The organism is Secundilactobacillus malefermentans (genome assembly GCF_008033155.1).
In the GTDB taxonomy this organism is placed as follows: domain Bacteria; phylum Bacillota; class Bacilli; order Lactobacillales; family Lactobacillaceae; genus Secundilactobacillus; species Secundilactobacillus malefermentans.
The window spans coordinates 196,604-217,227 of record NZ_CP042371.1; the positions used below are offsets into that span (position 1 = coordinate 196,604).

The following is a 20,624-nucleotide window of genomic DNA, read 5'->3' on the forward strand; positions in this document are numbered from 1 at the left end:
TCCTAAATCGTACTTGTTTGATCTAATGCGCCCGTTAAATATTCTGTATCATTCCACTTATTGAGAATAAAGTTTTGACCACCGTCATTGGTTTCTAAAATGGTCGTTGACGTATTTGCCAACCCACCTCGATCTCGCAAATTTGCAGGTGGAATGCCAAGAAGCGCATTAATTTCAGCATTTAAGGCAGCGCCATGACTCACAACTAGTACATTATCAGTTGGCGCATCAAAGTGCTGAGATATCAGTCGAATTGCGGGTGTCATTCGATTGATCACATCCGAAAAGCTTTCACCACCAATTATATTAGCCTTATATGCTTCTGGATGACTTCTAAATGCTTCGAACTCTTCTGGAAATTGATGTTGCACATCTACAAATTTTTGCCCTTCCATTTTGCCAAGGTTAAATTCAGTCAATCGGCTCAGCAAAGTAAGGGGAACTGCATAATCAAACTGAGAAATAATGTTCTGAGCAGTCACCCTTGCCCGTTTAATAGGACTAGCATAAACATGTGAAAAGTTAAACTGACTTAAATAATCACCAGCTTGTTTCATTGCTGTGTAACTTTCGGGTAATAGTGGCGAATCGCCGCCAGATCCTTGGTATCTTGATTCTAAATTCCACTTAGTTTTACCATGTCTTACAAAAAATATTTTCAAATTGATTCCCTCATTCACAAAATTGACATTGCTTTTATTATGCCAGTTTCGGCCCCTAAATTCAAAAAAGGATGTCCCCATTATAGGACATCCCTTCATTATTAAAATTAAACGTATTGTAATTGACGTACTGGGTTATAAGCTGCATCAATGATTGCACTACCCAAGCACTCAGCGCCATCGTAAAATACAACAGCCTGCCCTGGTGTAATTGCCCGAACTGGGTCATCAAATACAACAGTAACCTTCTGACCATCATCGCTAATCTTTACCGTAACGCCGGTATCTTTCTGACGATATCTAAATTTAGCGGTGCAATGGAACTCATTACCACGGTCGATTGAATTAACCCAATGGATATCTGATGCATCAAGGTGCGTCGCATATAAATGCTCATTATGATAACCCTTGCCAACATACAAGATATTCTTCGTCAAGTCTTTGCCAATAACAAACCATGGCTCATTATCCTCACCATCTCCGCCAATGCCAAGGCCACGACGCTGACCAATTGTATAATACATTAGTCCTGCATGATCACCCTTAACCTCGCCGTCAACCGTCATCATTTTACCCGGTGTTGCGGGTAAATAATGGCCAAGAAATGACTTGAAATTCTTTTCGCCAATAAAGCAAATTCCAACTGAATCCTTCTTCTCAGCAGTAGCCAATCCTGCCTCTTTTGCCATTGCTCGAACCTCAGGCTTTGTAATGTCCCCAATTGGAAACATAACTCGGTCTAACTGCTCAGTAGATAGCTGGCTCAAGAAGTACGTCTGATCCTTATTCTGATCAACTGAACGCATTAGGTGCATGTGACCGTTCTCATCACGAGAAAGCTGAGCATAGTGGCCAGTTGCAACATAGTCTGCACCAAGATCAAGTGCGTAATCCAAAAAGGCCTTGAACTTAATCTCTTTATTACAGATTACATCAGGATTAGGCGTTCTTCCCTTCTTATACTCATCGAGGAAGTATGTGAAAACTCGGTCCCAATACTCCTTCTCAAAGTTAACGGAATAATAAGGAATCCCGATATTTGCGGCTACTTTGGCAACGTCCTTGTAGTCCTCAGTCGCTGTACAGACACCGTTTTCGTCAGTGTCATCCCAGTTCTTCATGAAAACTCCTACAACGTCATAGCCTTGCTGCTTTAGTCTCAAAGCAACAACCGAAGAATCAACTCCGCCACTCATGCCGACAACGACACGAGTATTGCTGTTGTCTTGCATTTAAATCACCATCATTCATTTAGATTCTGGAGAATCTACGATTTGAAGGTCGCAAAATCCAGTAATACCTAGTGTAGTTAATTATGACAAGTATTGCAAGCCTGGCGTGTCAATTATTATTTTTGAACCTGTACCACTTCTCGCTCTTCAAGAACTTCTATTAAGTGATTAAATTGTTCAACTAATTTCTCATGAGTCTCGTTTTTAAAAATATTAATATTTTGAAGTCCATTCGCAGTGACCGTTGCTAATTTAAAGCTGCCAAGATCCTTTGAAACCATCATTTTGAGCTTAACGCTTTTTTGGTATGGGGACTCAGGATCTAAAGACCGCTCCAAAACAAAGTTACCCGCCTTACTCTCTACAAAACCAACATCTTTAAGGGTATATTTTTTAATATTGTCACTTAATCGATAAACTTTGTTGTCACCTAAATCAGTTACTTCAGTTGTAAATGCCATTTTAATTAACCTCGCTTCGTTTTTTTAGTCGATTGACGATTTGAGTGATGCTATTAATCAACTGGTTAATTTCATCAGTGGTTGTATTTTTTCCAAAACTGATTCGAATTGATTCCGAAATTCTTGGGCTATCTTGACCATACATTGCTGTCAGAACGTGCGATGGTTCAATGGATCCTGCAGTACATGCAGAACCACCAGAAATGGCAATTCCTGCCAAATCTAAGTTTGTCTGAATAACATAGGTAGAAACTCCCTTGATCCAAATATTTAGAACATGTTGAAGCTCGTTCTTTTCTAGGTCTCCATTGACTGCAAAATCAACGTTATTTTTAGTTAACCCTTCAACAATCTGCTGTTTAAATTCAAAATATTTAATTTGTCTGGCTGCTTTTTCCTCGGGCGTGATTTCTTCAACTGCTTTCGCAAAGCCCGCGATTCCGGGAACGTTCTCTGTACCGGCACGCCGTTTCTCTTCTTGTTGGCCACCCTTTAAAAAGCTTGGAAAGTTTATTCCCTCTCTTTTATAAAGGAACCCAACCATCTTGGGCCCGTTGATTTTATGGGCAGAAGTTGAGAGTAAGTCGATATTATCTCGATTAACATCGATATCTAGTAGACCATAAGCCTGTACTGCATCTGTATGAAACCAGGCTTGATGATCTTTTAGAATTTCGCCAATTTCATGAATCGGCATCACTGACCCAACTTCATTATTACCAGTCATGATTGAGACTAAAATCGTATCATCCCGCAAAGCCTGCTTAAAGTCCTCTAAAGAAATGTGGCCAGTTTCATCTACGGGCAAATAGGTAACCTCATACCCAAGGCTTTCCAAATATAAGAGTGGTTGCAAAATGGCTTCATGCTCAACCGCAGTTGTAATAATGTGCTTCCCTAAATTTTTTCTGGTAAGCGCCGTTTGAATAATGGCAGTATTATCACTTTCAGTTCCACCACTTGTAAACACAATTTCATCATCAGTCGCATTAATGCTTTGCGCAATGATGTGCCGGCTCCGCTCCAAAACAGTATGGGACTCTCTCCCCAAACCATACAAAGTAGAGGCATTTCCATAAACATTCTGTAATTTATCAGTCATTTCAGTTAATACCGCATCAGAAATGGGAGTTGTCGCAGCATTATCTAAATATATTTCCTTCAAACCGATTCCTCCATCTAATATTTTTTAATATTTTTATTTTTCCTCATCTGCAAAAAGTGCTAACAGCATTTTTGCGGATCTCTTACCTGCTTCAATGATGAAATCATCAAAATTAACCCCTGCTTCTTCATCACCAACATCTGACATTGCTCTTACAACCAGATATGGTACATCAAAATCATGAGCAACTTGTCCGACCGCAGCCCCTTCCATTTCACTGGAAAGTGCATCAGGGAAGTATCCTAGGATTTTATCAATAGCTGCTTTTCCAGCAACAAATTGGTCACCCGACACAACCAACCCTAATTTCGTATTTAAGCCAGTTTCCTTAGCAGCTTCAATCATTTTGTTACCCCATTCTTTTGAGGCTTCAAAACGAGCTGGTTGCCCAGGTAATTGACCATATACATAGTCAAATGCTCGTGCATCTGCATCATGATAGGCAGTTTCAGTAGATACCACAATATCACCAATACTTAATCCTTCACCAATACCACCAGCAGAGCCAGAATTAATAATTAAATCAACATCAAAGTTGATAATCAAAAGCGCGGTTGTAATTCCCGCTTCCACTTTCCCAATTCCTGAACGAACAAGCACAACCTCTTGGTTACTGATTGTTCCCGCATAAAATTCAATATCTCTTACTTTAGTAATTTTTTCGTTTTGAAGTGCGTCGCGAAGAGACTTAATCTCTTCATCCATTGCACAAATCACACCATATTTCATTATTATCCCTCACTAATCTACAAAAAATAAAATTAAAAAAACTATGATAATTCCAAGAATTAAATAGAATATCAGCCAATTTAGTCGATGCTTGAGCCTTGCCACTTTCGTTTCAGTCAGTTCCTGATGGGCACGAAATGATTCACTAGTAGGGTCATCTCGATGCGTTCTCGCATATTCTTTTTCGACTTGAATTCTCTTTCGATCTCGTTCTTGAAAACTTTCACTTTCTTTTTCTTGTTGTTTTCGGTACTGAGCCCTCGTTAAACCAGATTTATCATCATGTTGTTCAGCCAACACCTTCACCTACTTTTGTGACAATGCAAAGTACCAAATTGCCATAATCGTTTTAGCATCTTCAATCTTACCTTGTTTGATAAGGTCTTGCGCCTCATCCAATGAGTAAGATTCCAACTTTAAGATTTCGCCATCATCTCTAGGAAGTTCATTTGAAACGGGTGTCAGATTTGAAGCCCAATATAGCATCATTTTTTCATCTGAAAAACCAACAGAGGAATAAAAATGCGTAATCAACTTCAAGTTACCAGGTTTCACCCTAATTTCTTCATTCAGCTCACGAATGGTAGCATGTTCAGCATCATTATTATCTCGTTCATCAAGTTTTCCAGCAGGAATCTCCAGCGTTTCCTTGCTGATTGGTGCGCGCCACTGCCTGACCAAAATAATTTTATTATCGTCTGTGATTGCTAGAACACCAACGGCCCCTGAATGATGAACAACTTCTCGAAATCCTTTTTCACCATTAGGTAAGAGGACCGTTTGTTTTTCAACATTAATAATTGCACCATCGTATATTGGTTTATTTCCAATTACTTTTTCTTCTAAATTCATTTTGACTCTCCACTTCAAATTCTTAGTAATATTAGTGTAACGGTATTCCCATTTCTTTGCAATTTAGGTGTCCTAATTCTCGTCTATGATGGTCACCTTAGCAGCTTGTGGTCCCTTAAGGCCATCTACGACGACGCAACTGACGTGTTGTCCCGCTTTAATCTCTCGGTAGCCACTTCCCTCAATCGCTGTGTAGTGGACAAATAGACTGTCATTTCCGGGGATTGAAATGAAGCCAAACCCAGTTTGGGCATTATAACTTTTAACAACTCCTGTAATCATGTCCTTCACTCCTTTATCTTTGATTCATTATGTCACGAAAAAGGACTCAAGACAAAGAAATCCATGTCTTGAGTCCAATTATTAGGCATTTTTATTCTTCGAATCCGTCTTTTGCAGTTTCTGGAAAATCAGCTCTGACTATTGCCGCACATCGTTCACAGAAATGTGGGTAATCTGGATCCTGTCCAACATCCGTTTTAGTTAATCGACAACGGTCACAAACGTCACCTGGAGCCGGCTTAACAGTTAACGAAATTTCATTGTTGAAGTTTTCAGCATCAGCTGGCGCTTCATCAAGATTCTTCACGTTCAGTTCAGAAACCATCAATATTTGACGGACATCTGTATCCAACTCGTCAAATAATCTCTTAGTACCTTCACTGGCGTAAATCGTCAAGCTAGCATCTAGTGACTTACCAATGAGTTTTTGATCTCGTGCCTCTTCTAACACCTTAAGCACGTGACCACGCAATTTCATAAATTGTTCCCAATTTGACTTAACGGTTTCTTCGTTAGACAAATGAGTAGGCTCAGGCATTTCAGAAAGTTGAACGAACGCTTCAGACTCATCCAAGAATTCCCAAATTTCTTCAGTCGTATGCGGCAGAATTGGGGTTAACAATTTGACTAAGGAAACAAGCACTTTATAAAAGACTGTTTGCATTGAGCGTCGAGTCTGGCTGTCCACTGAATCAATATACAAAAGATCTTTTGCAAAATCTAAGTAAAATGCAGATAGGTCAGTAATCACAAAGTTCATCAGCTTCTTATAAATGTTTAGGAAATCAAATTTCTCGTAATCAGCCTCAACTTCTGAAATAAAATCATTCAGCTTAATCAGCATAAATTTGTCTGCAGATTCCAAATCATCGTCTGCGACAGCATTTGTTTTTGGATCAAAGTCCGACGTATTTGCGAGCAAATAACGCAGCGTGTTTCGGAGCTTTTTATATGAATCCGAAATTTTTGCAAATGCATCCATCGATACTCGAACGTCCGCAGATGAATCAACAGAAGAAACCCATAGGCGAATAATCTCTGCACCCATTCGTTTGATAACTTCTGCTGGTGCAATGGTATTTCCAAGTGATTTACTCATTTTATGACCCTGACTATCTAAAGTAAATCCTTGAGAAAGAAGCTTCTTATAAGGCGCTTTACCTGAAAAGGCGACACTCGTAATCAAACTTGAGTTAAACCAGCCTCGGTATTGGTCTGATCCTTCAAGGTATAGGTCTGCTGGATAATCTAAATTATCTCGTTCGGCAAGAACACCTTGATGAGATGAACCTGAGTCAAACCAAACATCCATAATATCGGTTTCTTTAGTGAACTTTCCATTTGGTGAATGATCAGATTTAAAGTTATCAAGGAGTAGATCCTTTGCCTCTCTATCAAACCAAACATCTGATCCATATTGCTCAAATAAGTCAGCTACATGATTAATTGTTTCTGGGGTGATAATAGCCTCCCCATCTTCGCCATAAAAAATTGGAAGCGGAACGCCCCAAACCCGTTGTCGAGAAATAACCCAGTCGCCACGATCTTTAATCATGTTATAAAGGCGACGTTTCCCCCAACCTGGGAAGAATTCAACATCATCGATAGCGCCAAGAATTTCATCCCTGATTTTATCAACTGATGCAAACCATTGAGGTGTAGCTCGGAAAATAACTGGCTTCTTTGTCCGCCAATCAAATGGGTAACTATGTTCATATGGCATATAGTCAAGTAATAAATTTTGTTCTTTGAGCTTATCTAGTGCAATCTGATTAGCATCATCGTAGAAGACCCCTTCAAAATCTTTACCGGCTTCTGCGGTCATGAATCCTTTATCATCCACTGGAACAAGGACATCTAGACCATACTTCATTCCAACTTGCCAGTCATCCATACCAAATCCTGGAGCAGTGTGCACAAGGCCAGTTCCTGCTTCAAGCGTCACAAAATTACCTAACATCGTGACTAACTTACGTTCTGGGTAAAATGGATGTTGACAGAGAACTCGATCTAACTGAGATCCCTTCAACGTTTTGACTGTTTGAATGTCCTTCCAGCCAAATTTTTCAGCTGCCTCTGAAACCAATTCAGTTGCAATCACGAATTGACGTTCATCTTCATCATGTTTAACAACGGAATAATCAAAATTAGCATCAACTGTAATTCCTTCTGAAGCGGGAATTGTCCAAGGGGTCGTCGTCCAAACGACTAAGTAAGTCACCTCGTTATCAAGGATTCCTTTACCGTCAACAACTTTTTCGCCATAAAAAGCAGAAGGTGAAGTTACATCGTGATACTCCACTTCAGCCTCAGCCATTGCTGATTCAGAAGACCATGACCAGAAAACGGGTTTCTTTCCCTTGTAAATTAAACCTTTCTTTGCCATTTCGCCAAATACTCGAATTTCTTGTGCTTCAAATTCTGGCTTTAATGTCAAATAAGGATTGTCCCATTCGCCGGCAACACCAAGCCGCTTAAACTCTTCACGTTGACGGTCTACTTGTTCCAACGCATACTTTCGGCAAAGTTGACGGAATTCAGTAGTCGACATTTTTTTACGGTCGTAACCCATTTTAGTTAATTGTTGCTCAATGGGTAGTCCATGAGTATCCCAGCCAGGAACGTATGGTGCTCGGTAGCCACTCATCGACTTATAACGAACAATAAAGTCTTTTGAAATCTTGTTTAAGGCATGACCCATATGGATATCGCCATTTGCATATGGAGGGCCATCATGAAGAATAAAGGTTGGCTTTCCCTCATTAATTTTTTGTCTCAATTGATAGACGTTATTATCTTCCCACGCCTTTTGACGCTCTACTTCCTTCACGGGCAAATTGCCACGCATCTTAAACTTGGTTTTTCCAAGATTTAAAGTATCTTTTACATGCATGTAACATCCTCCTCATATTTACCGTTAGTTTCATCATCTGAAACGGTGAAATGAACCCACTAGCATTAGTTAGCTCATTTCACCGTTCCAAAGGACACAAAAAGACCTCATCCCAAGGGACGAAGTCTTCGCGGTACCACCCAAATTCAGAATACAAGTATTCTCTTAAAAGTGATAACGGAACTACCGGTTTAATCTATTTCATTCAATTAAACACTCAGAGATGATTAACCATTAATAAATTTCCTATCGACCTTACACCACTCGCCGACTCGCTTTAGGATTTATTAATAATTACTATTCTCTTCAATGTATTATTAACTCATTATTTATTGGAATCTTTAATTGCTTCATCTTTATCCTTAGTTGCTTGTGTATCATCATCAGGAAAAATGACAACAGTTTGCTGATTTTGCTCAGCTGCTACTGGTTGATCAGCATCAATAATTTCGCCTTCACTCGCAGAAGCTTTATCTGAGTCTACGCCAGAATTCTCACTACTGTCAAGTTGATCATCCATTAATTTGCGAATCTCATTATATGAAGTTGGAACTCCTTCTTGTAAGAGGTCATCCCAATCTTTACTCTTAGTAACCTCAAGTTGGCTTTCAAGCATAACTTGTAATCGTTGACGGAAAACGCGCGTACTTTTCTTTAAGTCGTCTGTTTCAACCGCTAGCTGTTGCGCACGCTTTGCCGCTTGATTCAAGGTATCATTTGCCTTATCAGAAGCTTCAGACACAATATCGGATGCTTGTTTTTGAGCTTCCTGGGTGATGATTTCGGCTTCACGCTGAGAATTAGCCCGAACCCGATCAGCTGCTTCCTGTGCCACAATGATAGATTGATTTAAAGAATCTTTCAAATCGTTAAAATACTTTAGTTTTTCCTGACTTGCATCAAGATTTTCAGTCAATTCTTTATTTTCTTTCAGGGTAATTTGGTAATCCTTAATGACCTTATCAAGAAAGTCATTGACCTCATCTATGTTATATCCCCGCATTTTTGTCGAGAATTCTTTATCATGAATATCCATTGGACTAAGTACCATAACTAATTCCTCCCAGTTACCTTTATTTTCTCAAAACAGCCAGTGTAACCCTGGTTTTCTCTTTCTTGGTTTGACCATCTAAACTGATCAACTTGATTCGACCAAAACCTCTGATTGAAACAATGTCAGCGATTGCTAACTCATAATCGGGTTTATTTGATTCAGCCCAATTAACACGAACTTTTCCTGCTTCTACAAGTGCCTTTGATCGATGCCTTGAAAGATGAAAAGCAGTCGCGACAATACTATCTAATCTAATAGATGAAAGTGTTGCCCCCTCCTCTTCCCATTCATTGAGGGGTTCAACTGCTTCGCTATTCTCTTTCGGCGTCAAGTGAACCTTTATTTTACCAATCTGATCAACCTGGTTTTCAAAATACGACGTTATTCCCGTTTCAACGAAAAATTGCCATCTTTCTCCATCCGTAATGATATCCCCAATTACTTCTCTATCAACGCCAATATTGGCTAAAGTTCCCAAAACTTGACTATGATGAAGATCGGCAAATTTCGTTGGATAAATGATTTCAAAAAGTGTCACTTCAAAATCAGTTTTTTTCGGTTCGAAGTACTCGGGATAAATCAAAACTCGATTTAATTCTGCGCCTGGATAACCACCATATGGTTGCATCTTAACGTTATCATTTCCATTCACAATCGTTGTTAGTATAAAAACTTGTCGTGGATTTAAAAAATGTGTTAAGACCGGTCGATACTCTTCACTGGCTTCATTTATTAAGTCGGTTGCTGTCTCAATGAATGCTTCTTCATCCCTTCGAAAGTGCTGTGCCAAATTACTCTCCAAAACGATTCTCCTTTACCGTGGTTATAGATAAATCCCAAAGAACCTGGCAATTAATCGAATTCCATCTTGTACTAAGAACAAGACAATTAAGGCAACAACTGGTGCAAATCCGACCATGCCTATTCGAGCAAAGTTAAACCAGCGTTGAAAAGGTTCAACGATTCGTCCTAAGAATCTACCAAGTGCTGAGCTATAAGCTCCTGGAAACCAGCTTAATAATGCATAAATAACAATCGCCCAGGTGTAAATATTAATTAATTGAATAATTCCAGATAAAATCCAGCCAATAATTTCGATTAATGGTCACTCCCTACGTTTTATTTAAATTGGTTATCTAAACTTGAGGTTAGATTACCAGAAATTTCAAAATTATGTGGTGTACAAAGGAATATTTGATCCCCTATTCGCTCGATATCTCCATTGATGGCAAAAACTGTTCCAGTTAAAAAATCAACAATTCGTTTTGCTTGATCTTCTTCTACTCTGGAAAAATTAATGATTGCAGCTTCATTTTTAATAAGTTGCTTAGCAATTTCTTTAACATCCGAATAAATCCGTGGCTCAAACAAAGCAATTTTGCTAGAACCAGCTTTTGGTGAGTTAATTGAAACAACATTCGACTTAACATTAGTTGAATCAAATGAACGATTAAATGAATTTTCTTCATACTCCTCATCATTATCGACATTATCTTCATCCATTCCGAAGAATTTACTAAAACTAAATTTTGCAGCCATTGGTTTTCGCTCCCTTCAACGGTTAAACGTTGCTCTGATCATTCTGTATGATTTGCCAAAAGGCAGTCGCACGAAATGAGTTACCATTCCAAACTAACTGCCTTCTATTGGTCTTTATTTCGACGATGTTTAAAGAATGGTGGTGTATCCAAATTATTTGAATCGTCTTGTTCTGTTGGCGTTTCTTTTGCAGAATCGTTATTTCCAAATATGTTAAAGTCTGGTTTCTTCACGCCACTAAATTCATCATCCTGCTTTGGCTGTGGGCGATTGGTATTAGCTGGTTCATGACGCATATCCCAGTTACCAAATGGATCTCGTGATTCTTCTGATTCCGTTGCCTTATTATCAGGAGTCGAAACTGAACTGTCAGTATGACGTGCCGTCCGAGTTTGATGGTTAGCACGTTCTTCCCTCTTTTTATCAATTCCAGTTGCAATAACGGTTACCCGAACTTCATCACCAAGGCTTTCATCAATCGATGTTCCAAAAAGAATATTAACATCGCTCGTTGCAGCACTTGAGACGATTTCTGAAGCAGCCTGTGTTTCATAAAGTGAAAGATCTGGTCCACCTGTAATATTCAATAGCACTTGCTCGGCGCCATCGATAGAAACCTCTAATAAAGGTGAAGAAATTGCTTTTTTGGTTGCTTCTTCAGTTCTATTTTCGCCATTTGCTGAACCAATTCCCATTAAAGCTGATCCTTGATTGCTCATAACGGTCTTAACATCAGCAAAGTCTAAGTTAACATATCCTGGACTCGTAATTAAGTCTGAAATACTTTGTACACCTTGTCTAACAACATTGTCGGCTTCTTGGAATGCTTCCATCATTGGTGTCTTCTTGTCAACAATTTCAAGTAATCGATTGTTAGCGATAATAATGAGTGTATCAACATTTTCCTTAAGTGCAGCAACACCTTCAGCAGCGTAACGTGATCGCTTAGGTCCTTCAAAACTAAACGGACGGGTAACAACCCCAACCGTTAATGCACCTTGATCCTTGGCAATTTTTGCAACAAGTGGTGCTGCTCCATTACCAGTTCCACCACCCATTCCGGCAGTGACGAAAACCATATCTGCACCTTGAAGTGCTTCTGTAATAGCTTCTTCGCTTTCTTGCGCTGCTTTAGCACCAACATCTGGATCCGAGCCTGCACCTAATCCACGTGTCAATTTCGGTCCAAGTTGAATTTTTGTTTCAGCATTTGAAGACTCAAGTGCTTGAACGTCAGTGTTAGCAACGATAAATTCGACACCCTTAACGTCTTCTGCAATCATTCGGTTAACGGCATTACTACCACCGCCACCAACACCGATAACTTTAATTGTTGCGCCGTGGTTTTGCGTTGAGTCTAATGAAAATTCCATTTAAAATCCCTCCGTTATTGAATACTAGTCAAAGAAATCACTGAAGAAACTCTTGATTCCTTGCCCACGCTTCTTTTTTGATTTTTTAGGTTGCTGTTCTCTATCACGATTTGACGCTGTCCGCCGTTTATTACTTTGATTTGAGGATTCAAATTGACTTTCATTAGCGTTAAATTGAATGTCTCCAGTACTATTTGCAGCAGATTTAACCAGTAAGTCAATTTCACTCATCTGCCCTCTATATGTCACAAGTGAAAGTACTTGGACAAAGGAAGGATGGCGGAGTCCCATTTGATCAGGAATGTAGGTTCTAACCGTTACCCCAAAAGTATCGGCCGCCAAATCCGCAATTCCTGGCAATGCTGCAACGCCACCAGTAAGTACAATTCCCCCAGGTAGCTTTAATGCATTGATTGAATCAAGATGTTGTTTAAGATTACTGAAGATTTGTCCAACCCTGGCTTCAACTATTTCAGCTAAATACCGTTCTGATATTTGAGTTGGCTGTGATTGACCCACAACTTCAACTGGAAATTCATTATCATCAGAGGCCTGAAGAGAATCAGCATACCCGTAATCACGTTTTATTTTTTCTGCGTTATCCAGGGACGTATTAAGCACAACGGAGATGTCGCGCGTAATGTAGGCGCCCCCTTCATCATCTGTATATGTATACTTTAATCTATGATCATGAATAACGGCTGCTGTGGACTCGCCCCCACCTAAATCAATTAGAATGGTACCAAAGTCCTGCTCACCATCACTCATAACAGTCTTTCCTTGAGCCAATGGACTTACTAGCATGGTTTCGATTGATAAACCTGCTTGTTCAACCGCTTTTCTAGTGTTATGAATAATTGTCTTAGCACCAGTAAAGAGCATCCCACGCATCTCTAATCGTACACCAACCATCGATCGTGGATCTTTTATTCCATCAAAGCCATCAACAACAAATTCTTCAGCTTGAAGGTCAATGACTTCACGTTCAGGAGGCAAATTTTGTGTTAAGGCAGATAATGCAACACTTTGCACATCCTGATCCGTAATTTCTCTTGCTTGTTCATCAATTGTAATCATCCCGTTGCAAGGCTCCATGCTAAGCATATTTGCCGGAATACCAACTACAACGTTTTGAATTTGAATACTTGCTTTTTCTTCTGCTTGACGCACGGCACTTTTAATTGCTTCCACCGCTTTATCGATGTCGACAATCACACCGCGACTAAGCCCTTCTGAACGCTCATTTCCTACTCCGATAACATTCATTTGCCCTTTGACATTTTCAGCCACAATGACTTTTATCGAGGTAGTCCCTATATCAAGTCCAACAAACATACCTGAATTATCCATACCAACAGGATCCTCCTAAAATGTTTTCCATGCATAAAATAACGCATACATTTATTTTTTAGTTTACCACATTTAGTACGCGTTTAGAAAGGCATTCGCCGATTATTGCGCGTTTCTTAACAATAGTTGTTGTCATTTAAATGGGTATGAGTATGCACCCACTTCTAAATTGATAACCCCATTCTGTTTCATTTTACTTGAAATGCTTTCGTAAAATGCCATTTTCTTCGCCAAAGTTGTGAGGGTTGCGTAGACCTCATTCCCGTCGTTCATGAATAAGTGGACCCGATCTGGATTAGATTTTGAAGGAGAGAAGCGCACCTCTGAGATATTTTGCTGAACTGTTTTATTCAGATGATTATATTGCTGAACCATTTTCTGAGTTGTTTTGACAGTTTTGAAGTGGCTAAAAATAGGATAGTGGGCCATTGGCTGCTTTTTCCCATGGTGACTGATTACGCCGCTTTCAAGAATAACGTAGTACCGTTGCTTCTTTACCAAAAATGCTGCCGTTTTATATTCAGCAATCTTAACCGTAACTCGATTCAAGTGGCTCAATGAAACCTTAACTGATTTTACCTTAACGTTTGCTCCCCTAGCAGTAGATTGAATCTCCTTTTGACGTCCAAGAACAGAAAAGACCGAATCACCCTTCGCTAAATTCATGCTGGTGAGTACTTCCTGATTAGACAAAGATCGATTACCGTTAATGTTAATTTTTTGAATGTGGCTCAATGGAGAAATTAGATAAATGACAAATAAAAGTGCTAAGCCAAAAGCCAAAACCAAGCTACCCATTTTCAAAATAAGCTTTTGATTTTGTTGTTTACGTAATTTTGAAAGCTTCTTCCCAATTCGCTTAGGCCTAAGCTTAGTAAACAGACTACTTTGTGCTCGTTCTCGCTTTTTTTGAGCCTCTTGGTATCTCTGCCAAGGGGTCAATTCCTCATCGCTCTTTTTTCCCATTTCGTCACCCCCTACTATGTGAAATTGGACTTATTATTTTGAGATACTCTCGACAACTTGTAACATTTGATCGGCAGCGTCTGGCACACCCATTTTCTTTGAAGCAGCTGCCATTTTTTCTCGGATTTCAGCGTCATGCATCAACTCATCAACCTCATTTAATAACGATTCACCGTTTAAATTTTCTTCGGTCAACATTCTTGCAGCACCAGCATCAACCATGCTCATCGCATTTTTCGTTTGATGATTTGCAGTGACGTATGGGCTGGGGATAAGAACTGCTGGAACACCTAACGCGGTAATTTCAGCCAGACTAGTTGCACCGGCGCGGCTGACGATTAAATCAACTTTGGGTAAAATTTCTGGCATTCGATCGATATACGGTTTAACTGTCACATTTTTGCCTAATTTTAAACTGTTTAATTGACTCATTACGCCATCGTACCGCTTAGGACCAGTCACAAAGACAACTTGGTAATCACGCTTATTAAATTCAGCCATTGCAGCAACAACCGACTGATTAATTTTCAAAGCACCCTGACTGCCACCAAAAATCAAAGTCGTTGGCTTGTCATCACTTAGACCCATGCTCGACCATTTGAAGTTGCTAACGGTTTCGGCAACTTCTTGAGCACGAGGATTTCCAGTTTTGATTACCTTATTTTCTGGAAATTGACTTCTGGCAGCCTCAAAATTAATAGCTATTTTATCAACAAATCTACTCAAGAATTTATTGGTGATACCTACAACGCTATTTTGTTCGTGGATTAGTGTAGGCACTTTTAGACGAGTGGCTGCATAAACAACAGCTCCCGAAACGTATCCACCTGTTCCGACAACAACGTCTGGTTTAAATTCCTTAATCATTTTTTTGGCAATTCGAACACTCTTTAAAAATAAATAAATGGTTTTAAAGTTTTCCAGTGACAGTGAACGTTTAAACCCCTGAATTTCCATTGATTTAAAATCAATCCCCTGCTTAGGAACTATTTGACTTTCAAGTCCACGATTCGATCCAACATAAAGAACAGCAGAGTCTGGCTCGTGTTTTTTTAAGTCCTTTATCAACGCTAGGGCAGGATAGATATGACCACCCGTTCCGCCTCCAGAAACCATTAATCGCATTATTTTTCTTCCTTCTCTCCGGTTAATTCTTCCACAGCTTCAATGAATTCATCACCGCGAACTTCAAAATTAGGATACTGATCCCAACTAGCATTTGCAGGCGATAGCAAAATAATGTCACCAGAATCACTAAGCTCAAAGGCTTTAGGAACACCATCCTTAACATTTTTGGCAAAGACAATACTCTTAACTCCAGCTTTTTTGGCGGCATCCTCCAATAATTTATCAGTTTGACCAAAAAGGACAATCCCTTTCACATGTTCCTTAAAGGATGGGACAAGTTTATCAAATACATACCCACGATCCAAGCCTCCAGCTAGTAAAATAACTGGTTGCTTGAATCCTTTCAAAGCCATCTCAGTCGCTTCTATATCAGTTGCTTTTGAATCATTGTAGTATTGTCGTCCCTCAGCAGTCAGTACGTACTGGGTACGATGCCGAACGCCACCAAATGTAGTTAAGACGTGTTTGATTGCAGTATTCGTTTTGCCTTCGATTTTAGCGACGGCAATGGCTGCTAACGCATTTTCAACATTATGATCTCCAGGTACCTTTATTTCATCAGCCATCATTATGAAATCATCCCGCCAATACAGTTTGCCGGACTTTTCATAGGCTCCTGTTTCGTCAACGTCTAGTCGAGAAAAGGGAATAACCTTCGCTTTCGTTTGCTTACTTAAATCTCGCCATTCTTTGTTATCAAAATTCACGACAAAATAATCTTGATCCGTTTGATTCATCGTAATACGCATTTTTGCTCTAACATAGTTTTCGCGAGTTTTATGGTAGTCCAAATGGTTAGAAAAAATATTCGTCAAGACTGCAATATGAGGGTGAAACTGTGTAATGCCTAATAACATAAAACTAGAAACTTCCAAGACCAGAGAATCTGCCTTTGTAACTTTTTGGGCTACTTGACTGGCAGGAATACCAATATTCCCAGCATCATAACTCTGGCCAGTTGTTCGTTCCTGATTTAACATTTTTGTTATCATCGTTGTTGTTGTTGTCTTTCCATTACTGCCAGTAACAGCAACCAACTGTGCTTCTGAAACTTCACTAGCCAGCTCAATTTCAGTAATAATAGGAATCTTGCGTTCCAAAGCACCCTTCACAATAGGATTATCATAGGGAATTCCAGGGTTCTTTACAATTAAAGTAAATCCCTCATCTAATAAAGATAATGGATGACTGCCGGAAATAACTTTAATCCCCTCTGATAATAGCTTTTGAGCATCTACACTATCATCAAAATTTTGTTTGTCGTTCACGGTAACATAGGCACCAAGTTTTTTTAATAATTTAGCAGCATTAAAGCCACTTTTTGCAAGTCCTAACACTAAAACCTTTTTTCCCTCATACTTTTTGACAATTTTCATTCCAATTCGCTCCAAACTACATATTTAAATCATGCTAAACACACCTGTAACTGCCACAATTAGACCGATTATCCAAAAAATAATGTCTATTTTCCATTCGCTCCAACCTTTCATCTCAAAGTGATGATGAATTGGGCTCATCAAGAAAATTCGTTTACCCGTTAGCTTGAAACTAGCCACTTGCAAAATAACACTCATGGTTTCAATAACAAAGATTAAGCCAATCCATAGCAACGAAAGTTCATGGTGCAACGCGATTGAAACAGCCGCAAGGGATCCACCAAGTGCTAGTGAACCCATATCACCCATGAAAATTTTGGCTGGTTTATGGTTGAAGATAAGGAAACCTAGTAATCCACCAACGACTGCCCCACAAAATACTAAAACATCGCCTTGATGTTGAACATAGGCAACTACGCCATACGCCGCAAATGCAATAGATGCTAGTCCGGCAACTAAGCCATCAAGCCCGTCAGTTAAATTAACCGCATTTGAAAATCCAACTAACCAAAAGATAACAAATAGCGCAAACCACCAGTGTAAATGAATAGTCGGTCCAAGGGGATTATGAAGTTCAAACGGTAATTGTTCATGTGCATAGACACCAACAAAAACGAGTGCCCCCACGATCTGTCCCAAGAGCTTTTGCCAAGCCTTCATTCCCTCATTCTGGCGTTTGAACAGTTTTATAGAATCGTCCCACATTCCCAAGAGTCCATATAACACAAGGATAAACAATAGAACCAACATTATTGGTGAAAGTCGATGTGTTGAAAAAATACCAAAGATTAGACTAGATATCACAATTGCAATGATAAATAGCAGGCCACCCATTGTTGGGGTTCCTGATTTTTTTTCGTGCCAATTTGGTCCTTCTTCTCTAATCATTTGGCCTTCATGCCGGCTTCTAAAGTAATGAATAAGACTTGGCATAAAAATAACGGTTATTAAGAAACTACCAATTAATGGTGCTAACCAATCCATGTACTGAATATTTGTCATAAGTTTTCCAATCCAATCCTAATTACTTGATCCAAGCTTTACTTTCAGCGTTGTACCAGAATTAACAGCCTTACCGCTTGTGATATTTTGTTTCGTCACGTAACCGGAACCAGTTGTCTCTAATTTAATATTAAGAATTTTAGCAATTTTGACAACATCTGCTCGCGACCAGCCCTTCAAACTTGGCATTAAGTTTTCACCCGATGTTGCTAAAATAATTCGCTGATTATCATAAAGGGTCGTGCCTGAGTTAGGTGACTGAGCCGTAATCTTGTCCGTTGTGCCAAGCGTTGTAACTCGATACCCTTTCTTTGTTAACTTCGCTGCTTCTGTTGTTGCAGAATTTCCAGTAAGATCCGTCATCTTTGTAGATTTCGTACTACTGGTCTGCGTTTTATCATCTTGTAGCGCTCTCGTGATGAGCGGCTTAAAAATTTGAGCCATTAATTGAGTTGCTGTTTTTGATCCCAAAGTAGGCTGCTTCATCGTAATATACAAGACATATTTCGGATTCTTGGCAGGCGCCATCCCCGCTACTGAATAGAGGTAACTGTTGTCTCCACTCAAATAACCAGATGAACCCCCACTAACTTGTGCAGTACCTGTTTTGGCAGCAACTTTAACCCCACTAATTTTAAAATCAGAGCCTATTCCATAGCTTTTGTAGACAACGTCCTCCATGTGCTTTCGCACCGCTTTAGCGGTTGCAGCACTCACAGGCTCGCCAACTACTTTTTTCTTATTTTTTTGAATCACTTTATTCGTATTTGGATTAACAACCTTATCGATAAAGTATGGCTGTAACATTTTCCCGTTATTACTAATTGCAGACAAGGCTCTCATCATCTGAAATACAGTCACTTGAATACCCTGACCAAACGATGTATCAGCCTGTTCAATTGCTTTTGAAAATTGAATACTCCCGGATGATTCACCAGCAAGCCCACTATCTGTGCTCTTTAAGAATTTAAACCGGTTAATATATTTTTTCCACGTCTTCGCGCCCATCTGTTCTTCCAAATGAGTCATCGCAACATTACTCGAAAGGGCAAATCCCTTGTTGTAGGTAATCCGACCCCAACCACTGGTTTGCCAGTCTGGCACGGTAATGCCATCAACAGTTGTTTTACCAGAAAGATAAGTGGAAGTTCCATTATAATTGCCACTATCAATAGAAGCACCCATGGTAAATATTTTCATAGTTGATCCAGGTTCATAGGAATCTTGGACCAACGTATCTCGCCACATCTTGTCTAGTCCTTTACCCGTCATCGGATTATAGGTTGGACGTTGACTAGCGGCCAAAATAGCACCAGTTTTCGCATTCATTAGGACCGCATTCATAGACGCCGGATGTGCCTCAGCATTCACTGCAGACATTTCCGTCTCAAGTAATGTTTGTAGTCTACTATCAAGTGTCGTGTAGACGTCATCGCCATTTGTCGCTTTTTTCTTTTTAGCCGCCGTTCCGGAAACCTGATACCCATAATTATCCTTTTGCACGGTGCTAATCCCATCAGTACCCGTCAATTGTTTATTCAACATTTTTTCAATTCCCATATTTCCAACCATCGATTTAGTTGAATCACTCGGAACCGTCACGTTACCGATCAAGTGGGAAGCAAAAACTCCATTAGGGTAAAGACGTGATTGTCGCTGAATAAAATTAATACCCGTTAAATGAGCTGCTTTTATTTTATTACGAGTTGTTAATGAAATACTCTGTCCTGCAGCACCAAATTCCACCTGAAAACTCTTTGAATTTAGCTGTTTAAGAACCTTTTCCTTACTAATGGATAAGTACTTCGATAGAACTTCGGCCGTTTTATTTTTATTCGTTACATAGAGAGGCTTTCCGTTAATCGATTCCTGCTTCTTATTCAATACAGCATAAATTGAATAAGTACTGGTATCTTCAGCAATTGGGTCATTATTTGCATCATAAATAGTCCCCCGACTTGCCTTAACCGTCTGAGTTTCTGTATAAAGCTTTTTAGTTCGTGCGCTCAAATTAACGTTCTGAACATTTTTACCTATTGAAATATAAGAAAAACGGATAATGATTAGCCCAAATAACACTAAGAAAACAAAGAAAAGAACAATCCCAAACTTTTTTCTGTTTTTTTGTGATTGGTTGCTAGTCACCATCCGTTTCGGTGATTTGTTCATTTATCAACATTCCTTATTTTATCGTTTGAAAGTGTTAAGCCACTTTTTTTAGCAATTTTGTCTAAGCGACTTCTACTAAGAAGCTCATTCGCCTCTTGACGATGATTTGTATTGTCGCTTTTCAGTTGCGTTACGCGAGTCTGCAAATCTTGCAACTGATGCTGAGTAGCGGACACTCCAATTGTAACATTAATTGTCCAAATCATCATTACGACTATTACAACTCCACAAACTGTCATCAAACACTTTTCAAACTTTGAAACGGGTAGGCTCTTTGGAAGAACCTTTACTCGTGGATTATGTAGTGGGCGCTGTTGCGGCGCTATTGGTTGTGGTACTTCTGATTGGTATTCTTCTGCTAAACTATTTTGCGACATCTCGACCATCCCTA

General features: G+C 39.5%; 21 protein-coding genes and 1 other annotated feature. All 21 genes read right to left on the minus strand.

The annotated features are described in order from the left end of the window. Positions 1-2 precede the first annotated feature (2 nt). Positions 3-662 carry a histidine phosphatase family protein gene (locus FGL90_RS00960; RefSeq protein WP_147656516.1) on the minus strand — a complete coding sequence of 220 codons (660 nt, stop codon included), beginning with the start codon at positions 660-662 and terminating at the stop codon, positions 3-5. A 107-nt stretch (positions 663-769) separates the two neighbouring features. Beyond that, a complete protein-coding gene (gene mnmA, locus FGL90_RS00965; protein WP_010620101.1) occupies positions 770-1,894 on the minus strand; it encodes a tRNA 2-thiouridine(34) synthase MnmA in 1,125 nt (374 codons plus the stop codon). A gap of 116 nt (positions 1,895-2,010) precedes the next feature. After that, positions 2,011-2,355, minus strand: a complete 345-nt coding sequence (locus FGL90_RS00970; protein WP_010620102.1) for a DUF1831 domain-containing protein — start codon at positions 2,353-2,355, stop codon at positions 2,011-2,013. A 1-nt stretch (position 2,356) separates the two neighbouring features. Continuing rightward, positions 2,357-3,520, minus strand: coding sequence for a cysteine desulfurase family protein (locus FGL90_RS00975; protein WP_147656518.1), 1,164 nt, complete (start codon positions 3,518-3,520; stop codon positions 2,357-2,359). A 33-nt stretch (positions 3,521-3,553) separates the two neighbouring features. Further along, entirely contained in the window at positions 3,554-4,249 is a 696-nt protein-coding gene (locus FGL90_RS00980; RefSeq protein ID WP_010620104.1) for a 5'-methylthioadenosine/adenosylhomocysteine nucleosidase, read from the minus strand. A 12-nt stretch (positions 4,250-4,261) separates the two neighbouring features. After that, positions 4,262-4,546 carry a hypothetical protein gene (locus FGL90_RS00985; protein ID WP_225423042.1) on the minus strand — a complete coding sequence of 95 codons (285 nt, stop codon included), beginning with the start codon at positions 4,544-4,546 and terminating at the stop codon, positions 4,262-4,264. A gap of 9 nt (positions 4,547-4,555) precedes the next feature. Beyond that, positions 4,556-5,101, minus strand: coding sequence for an NUDIX hydrolase (locus FGL90_RS00990; protein ID WP_010620106.1), 546 nt, complete (start codon positions 5,099-5,101; stop codon positions 4,556-4,558). A gap of 72 nt (positions 5,102-5,173) precedes the next feature. Beyond that, positions 5,174-5,383 (minus strand): cold-shock protein, encoded by a 210-nt coding sequence (locus tag FGL90_RS00995; protein WP_010620107.1) that lies wholly within the window; start codon positions 5,381-5,383, stop codon positions 5,174-5,176. A 91-nt stretch (positions 5,384-5,474) separates the two neighbouring features. Further along, positions 5,475-8,276 (minus strand): isoleucine--tRNA ligase, encoded by a 2,802-nt coding sequence (gene ileS / locus FGL90_RS01000; protein WP_147656522.1) that lies wholly within the window; start codon positions 8,274-8,276, stop codon positions 5,475-5,477. A 112-nt stretch (positions 8,277-8,388) separates the two neighbouring features. Next, positions 8,389-8,595: a binding site (T-box leader), on the minus strand. A gap of 6 nt (positions 8,596-8,601) precedes the next feature. Further along, positions 8,602-9,327: a DivIVA domain-containing protein gene (locus tag FGL90_RS01005; protein ID WP_010620109.1), complete on the minus strand. Its 726-nt coding sequence runs from the start codon at positions 9,325-9,327 to the stop codon at positions 8,602-8,604. 22 nt (positions 9,328-9,349) lie between these two features. Then, complete coding sequence (locus tag FGL90_RS01010) at positions 9,350-10,132, minus strand: YlmH family RNA-binding protein (protein ID WP_010620110.1); 783 nt, start codon at positions 10,130-10,132, stop codon at positions 9,350-9,352. 21 nt (positions 10,133-10,153) lie between these two features. Then, positions 10,154-10,423 carry a YggT family protein gene (locus FGL90_RS01015; protein WP_404814660.1) on the minus strand — a complete coding sequence of 90 codons (270 nt, stop codon included), beginning with the start codon at positions 10,421-10,423 and terminating at the stop codon, positions 10,154-10,156. A gap of 26 nt (positions 10,424-10,449) precedes the next feature. Beyond that, the gene (locus FGL90_RS01020) at positions 10,450-10,869 is read right to left on the minus strand and encodes a cell division protein SepF (protein WP_010620111.1); all 420 of its coding nucleotides are present in this window, start codon (positions 10,867-10,869) and stop codon (positions 10,450-10,452) included. A 104-nt stretch (positions 10,870-10,973) separates the two neighbouring features. Beyond that, positions 10,974-12,242, minus strand: coding sequence for a cell division protein FtsZ (gene ftsZ / locus FGL90_RS01025; RefSeq protein ID WP_147656524.1), 1,269 nt, complete (start codon positions 12,240-12,242; stop codon positions 10,974-10,976). Between the two features lie 24 nt (positions 12,243-12,266). Then, positions 12,267-13,592 (minus strand): cell division protein FtsA, encoded by a 1,326-nt coding sequence (gene ftsA, locus FGL90_RS01030; RefSeq protein ID WP_147656526.1) that lies wholly within the window; start codon positions 13,590-13,592, stop codon positions 12,267-12,269. Positions 13,593-13,724: 132 nt separating this feature from the next. Then, entirely contained in the window at positions 13,725-14,558 is an 834-nt protein-coding gene (locus tag FGL90_RS01035; RefSeq protein WP_010620114.1) for a cell division protein FtsQ/DivIB, read from the minus strand. Positions 14,559-14,591: 33 nt separating this feature from the next. Next, positions 14,592-15,683: an undecaprenyldiphospho-muramoylpentapeptide beta-N-acetylglucosaminyltransferase gene (gene murG / locus FGL90_RS01040; protein ID WP_010620115.1), complete on the minus strand. Its 1,092-nt coding sequence runs from the start codon at positions 15,681-15,683 to the stop codon at positions 14,592-14,594. Beyond that, positions 15,683-17,062: a UDP-N-acetylmuramoyl-L-alanine--D-glutamate ligase gene (gene murD, locus FGL90_RS01045; protein ID WP_010620116.1), complete on the minus strand. Its 1,380-nt coding sequence runs from the start codon at positions 17,060-17,062 to the stop codon at positions 15,683-15,685. Before murD ends, murG begins: the two co-directional genes overlap by 1 nt. Positions 17,063-17,086: 24 nt before the next feature. Further along, a complete protein-coding gene (gene mraY, locus FGL90_RS01050) occupies positions 17,087-18,055 on the minus strand; it encodes a phospho-N-acetylmuramoyl-pentapeptide-transferase (protein ID WP_404814661.1) in 969 nt (322 codons plus the stop codon). Positions 18,056-18,082: 27 nt separating this feature from the next. Then, positions 18,083-20,233 carry a penicillin-binding transpeptidase domain-containing protein gene (locus FGL90_RS01055; protein WP_147656528.1) on the minus strand — a complete coding sequence of 717 codons (2,151 nt, stop codon included), beginning with the start codon at positions 20,231-20,233 and terminating at the stop codon, positions 18,083-18,085. Next, complete coding sequence (ftsL, locus tag FGL90_RS01060) at positions 20,230-20,610, minus strand: cell division protein FtsL (RefSeq protein ID WP_010620119.1); 381 nt, start codon at positions 20,608-20,610, stop codon at positions 20,230-20,232. The genes FGL90_RS01055 and ftsL overlap by 4 nt, the downstream gene beginning before the upstream one ends. Between the last annotated feature and the right edge of the window lie 14 nt (positions 20,611-20,624).

Excerpts from the sequence above, each read along its gene's own strand:
- ftsA (WP_147656526.1), bottom strand. The coding sequence starts at position 13,592 with ATGGATAATTCAGGTATGTTTGTTGGACTTGATATAGGGACTACCTCG.
- murG (WP_010620115.1), bottom strand. The coding sequence starts at position 15,683 with ATGCGATTAATGGTTTCTGGAGGCGGAACGGGTGGTCATATCTATCCT.
- FGL90_RS00990 (WP_010620106.1), bottom strand. The coding sequence starts at position 5,101 with ATGAATTTAGAAGAAAAAGTAATTGGAAATAAACCAATATACGATGGT.
- ftsL (WP_010620119.1), bottom strand. The coding sequence starts at position 20,610 with ATGTCGCAAAATAGTTTAGCAGAAGAATACCAATCAGAAGTACCACAA.
- FGL90_RS01005 (WP_010620109.1), bottom strand. The coding sequence starts at position 9,327 with ATGGTACTTAGTCCAATGGATATTCATGATAAAGAATTCTCGACAAAA.
- FGL90_RS00995 (WP_010620107.1), bottom strand. The coding sequence starts at position 5,383 with ATGATTACAGGAGTTGTTAAAAGTTATAATGCCCAAACTGGGTTTGGC.
- FGL90_RS00980 (WP_010620104.1), bottom strand. The coding sequence starts at position 4,249 with ATGAAATATGGTGTGATTTGTGCAATGGATGAAGAGATTAAGTCTCTT.
- FGL90_RS01035 (WP_010620114.1), bottom strand. The coding sequence starts at position 14,558 with ATGGGAAAAAAGAGCGATGAGGAATTGACCCCTTGGCAGAGATACCAA.
- ftsZ (WP_147656524.1), bottom strand. The coding sequence starts at position 12,242 with ATGGAATTTTCATTAGACTCAACGCAAAACCACGGCGCAACAATTAAA.
- FGL90_RS01020 (WP_010620111.1), bottom strand. The coding sequence starts at position 10,869 with ATGGCTGCAAAATTTAGTTTTAGTAAATTCTTCGGAATGGATGAAGAT.
- FGL90_RS00970 (WP_010620102.1), bottom strand. The coding sequence starts at position 2,355 with ATGGCATTTACAACTGAAGTAACTGATTTAGGTGACAACAAAGTTTAT.
- mnmA (WP_010620101.1), bottom strand. The coding sequence starts at position 1,894 with ATGCAAGACAACAGCAATACTCGTGTCGTTGTCGGCATGAGTGGCGGA.
- FGL90_RS01055 (WP_147656528.1), bottom strand. The coding sequence starts at position 20,233 with ATGAACAAATCACCGAAACGGATGGTGACTAGCAACCAATCACAAAAA.
- murD (WP_010620116.1), bottom strand. The coding sequence starts at position 17,062 with ATGAAAATTGTCAAAAAGTATGAGGGAAAAAAGGTTTTAGTGTTAGGA.
- ileS (WP_147656522.1), bottom strand. The coding sequence starts at position 8,276 with ATGCATGTAAAAGATACTTTAAATCTTGGAAAAACCAAGTTTAAGATG.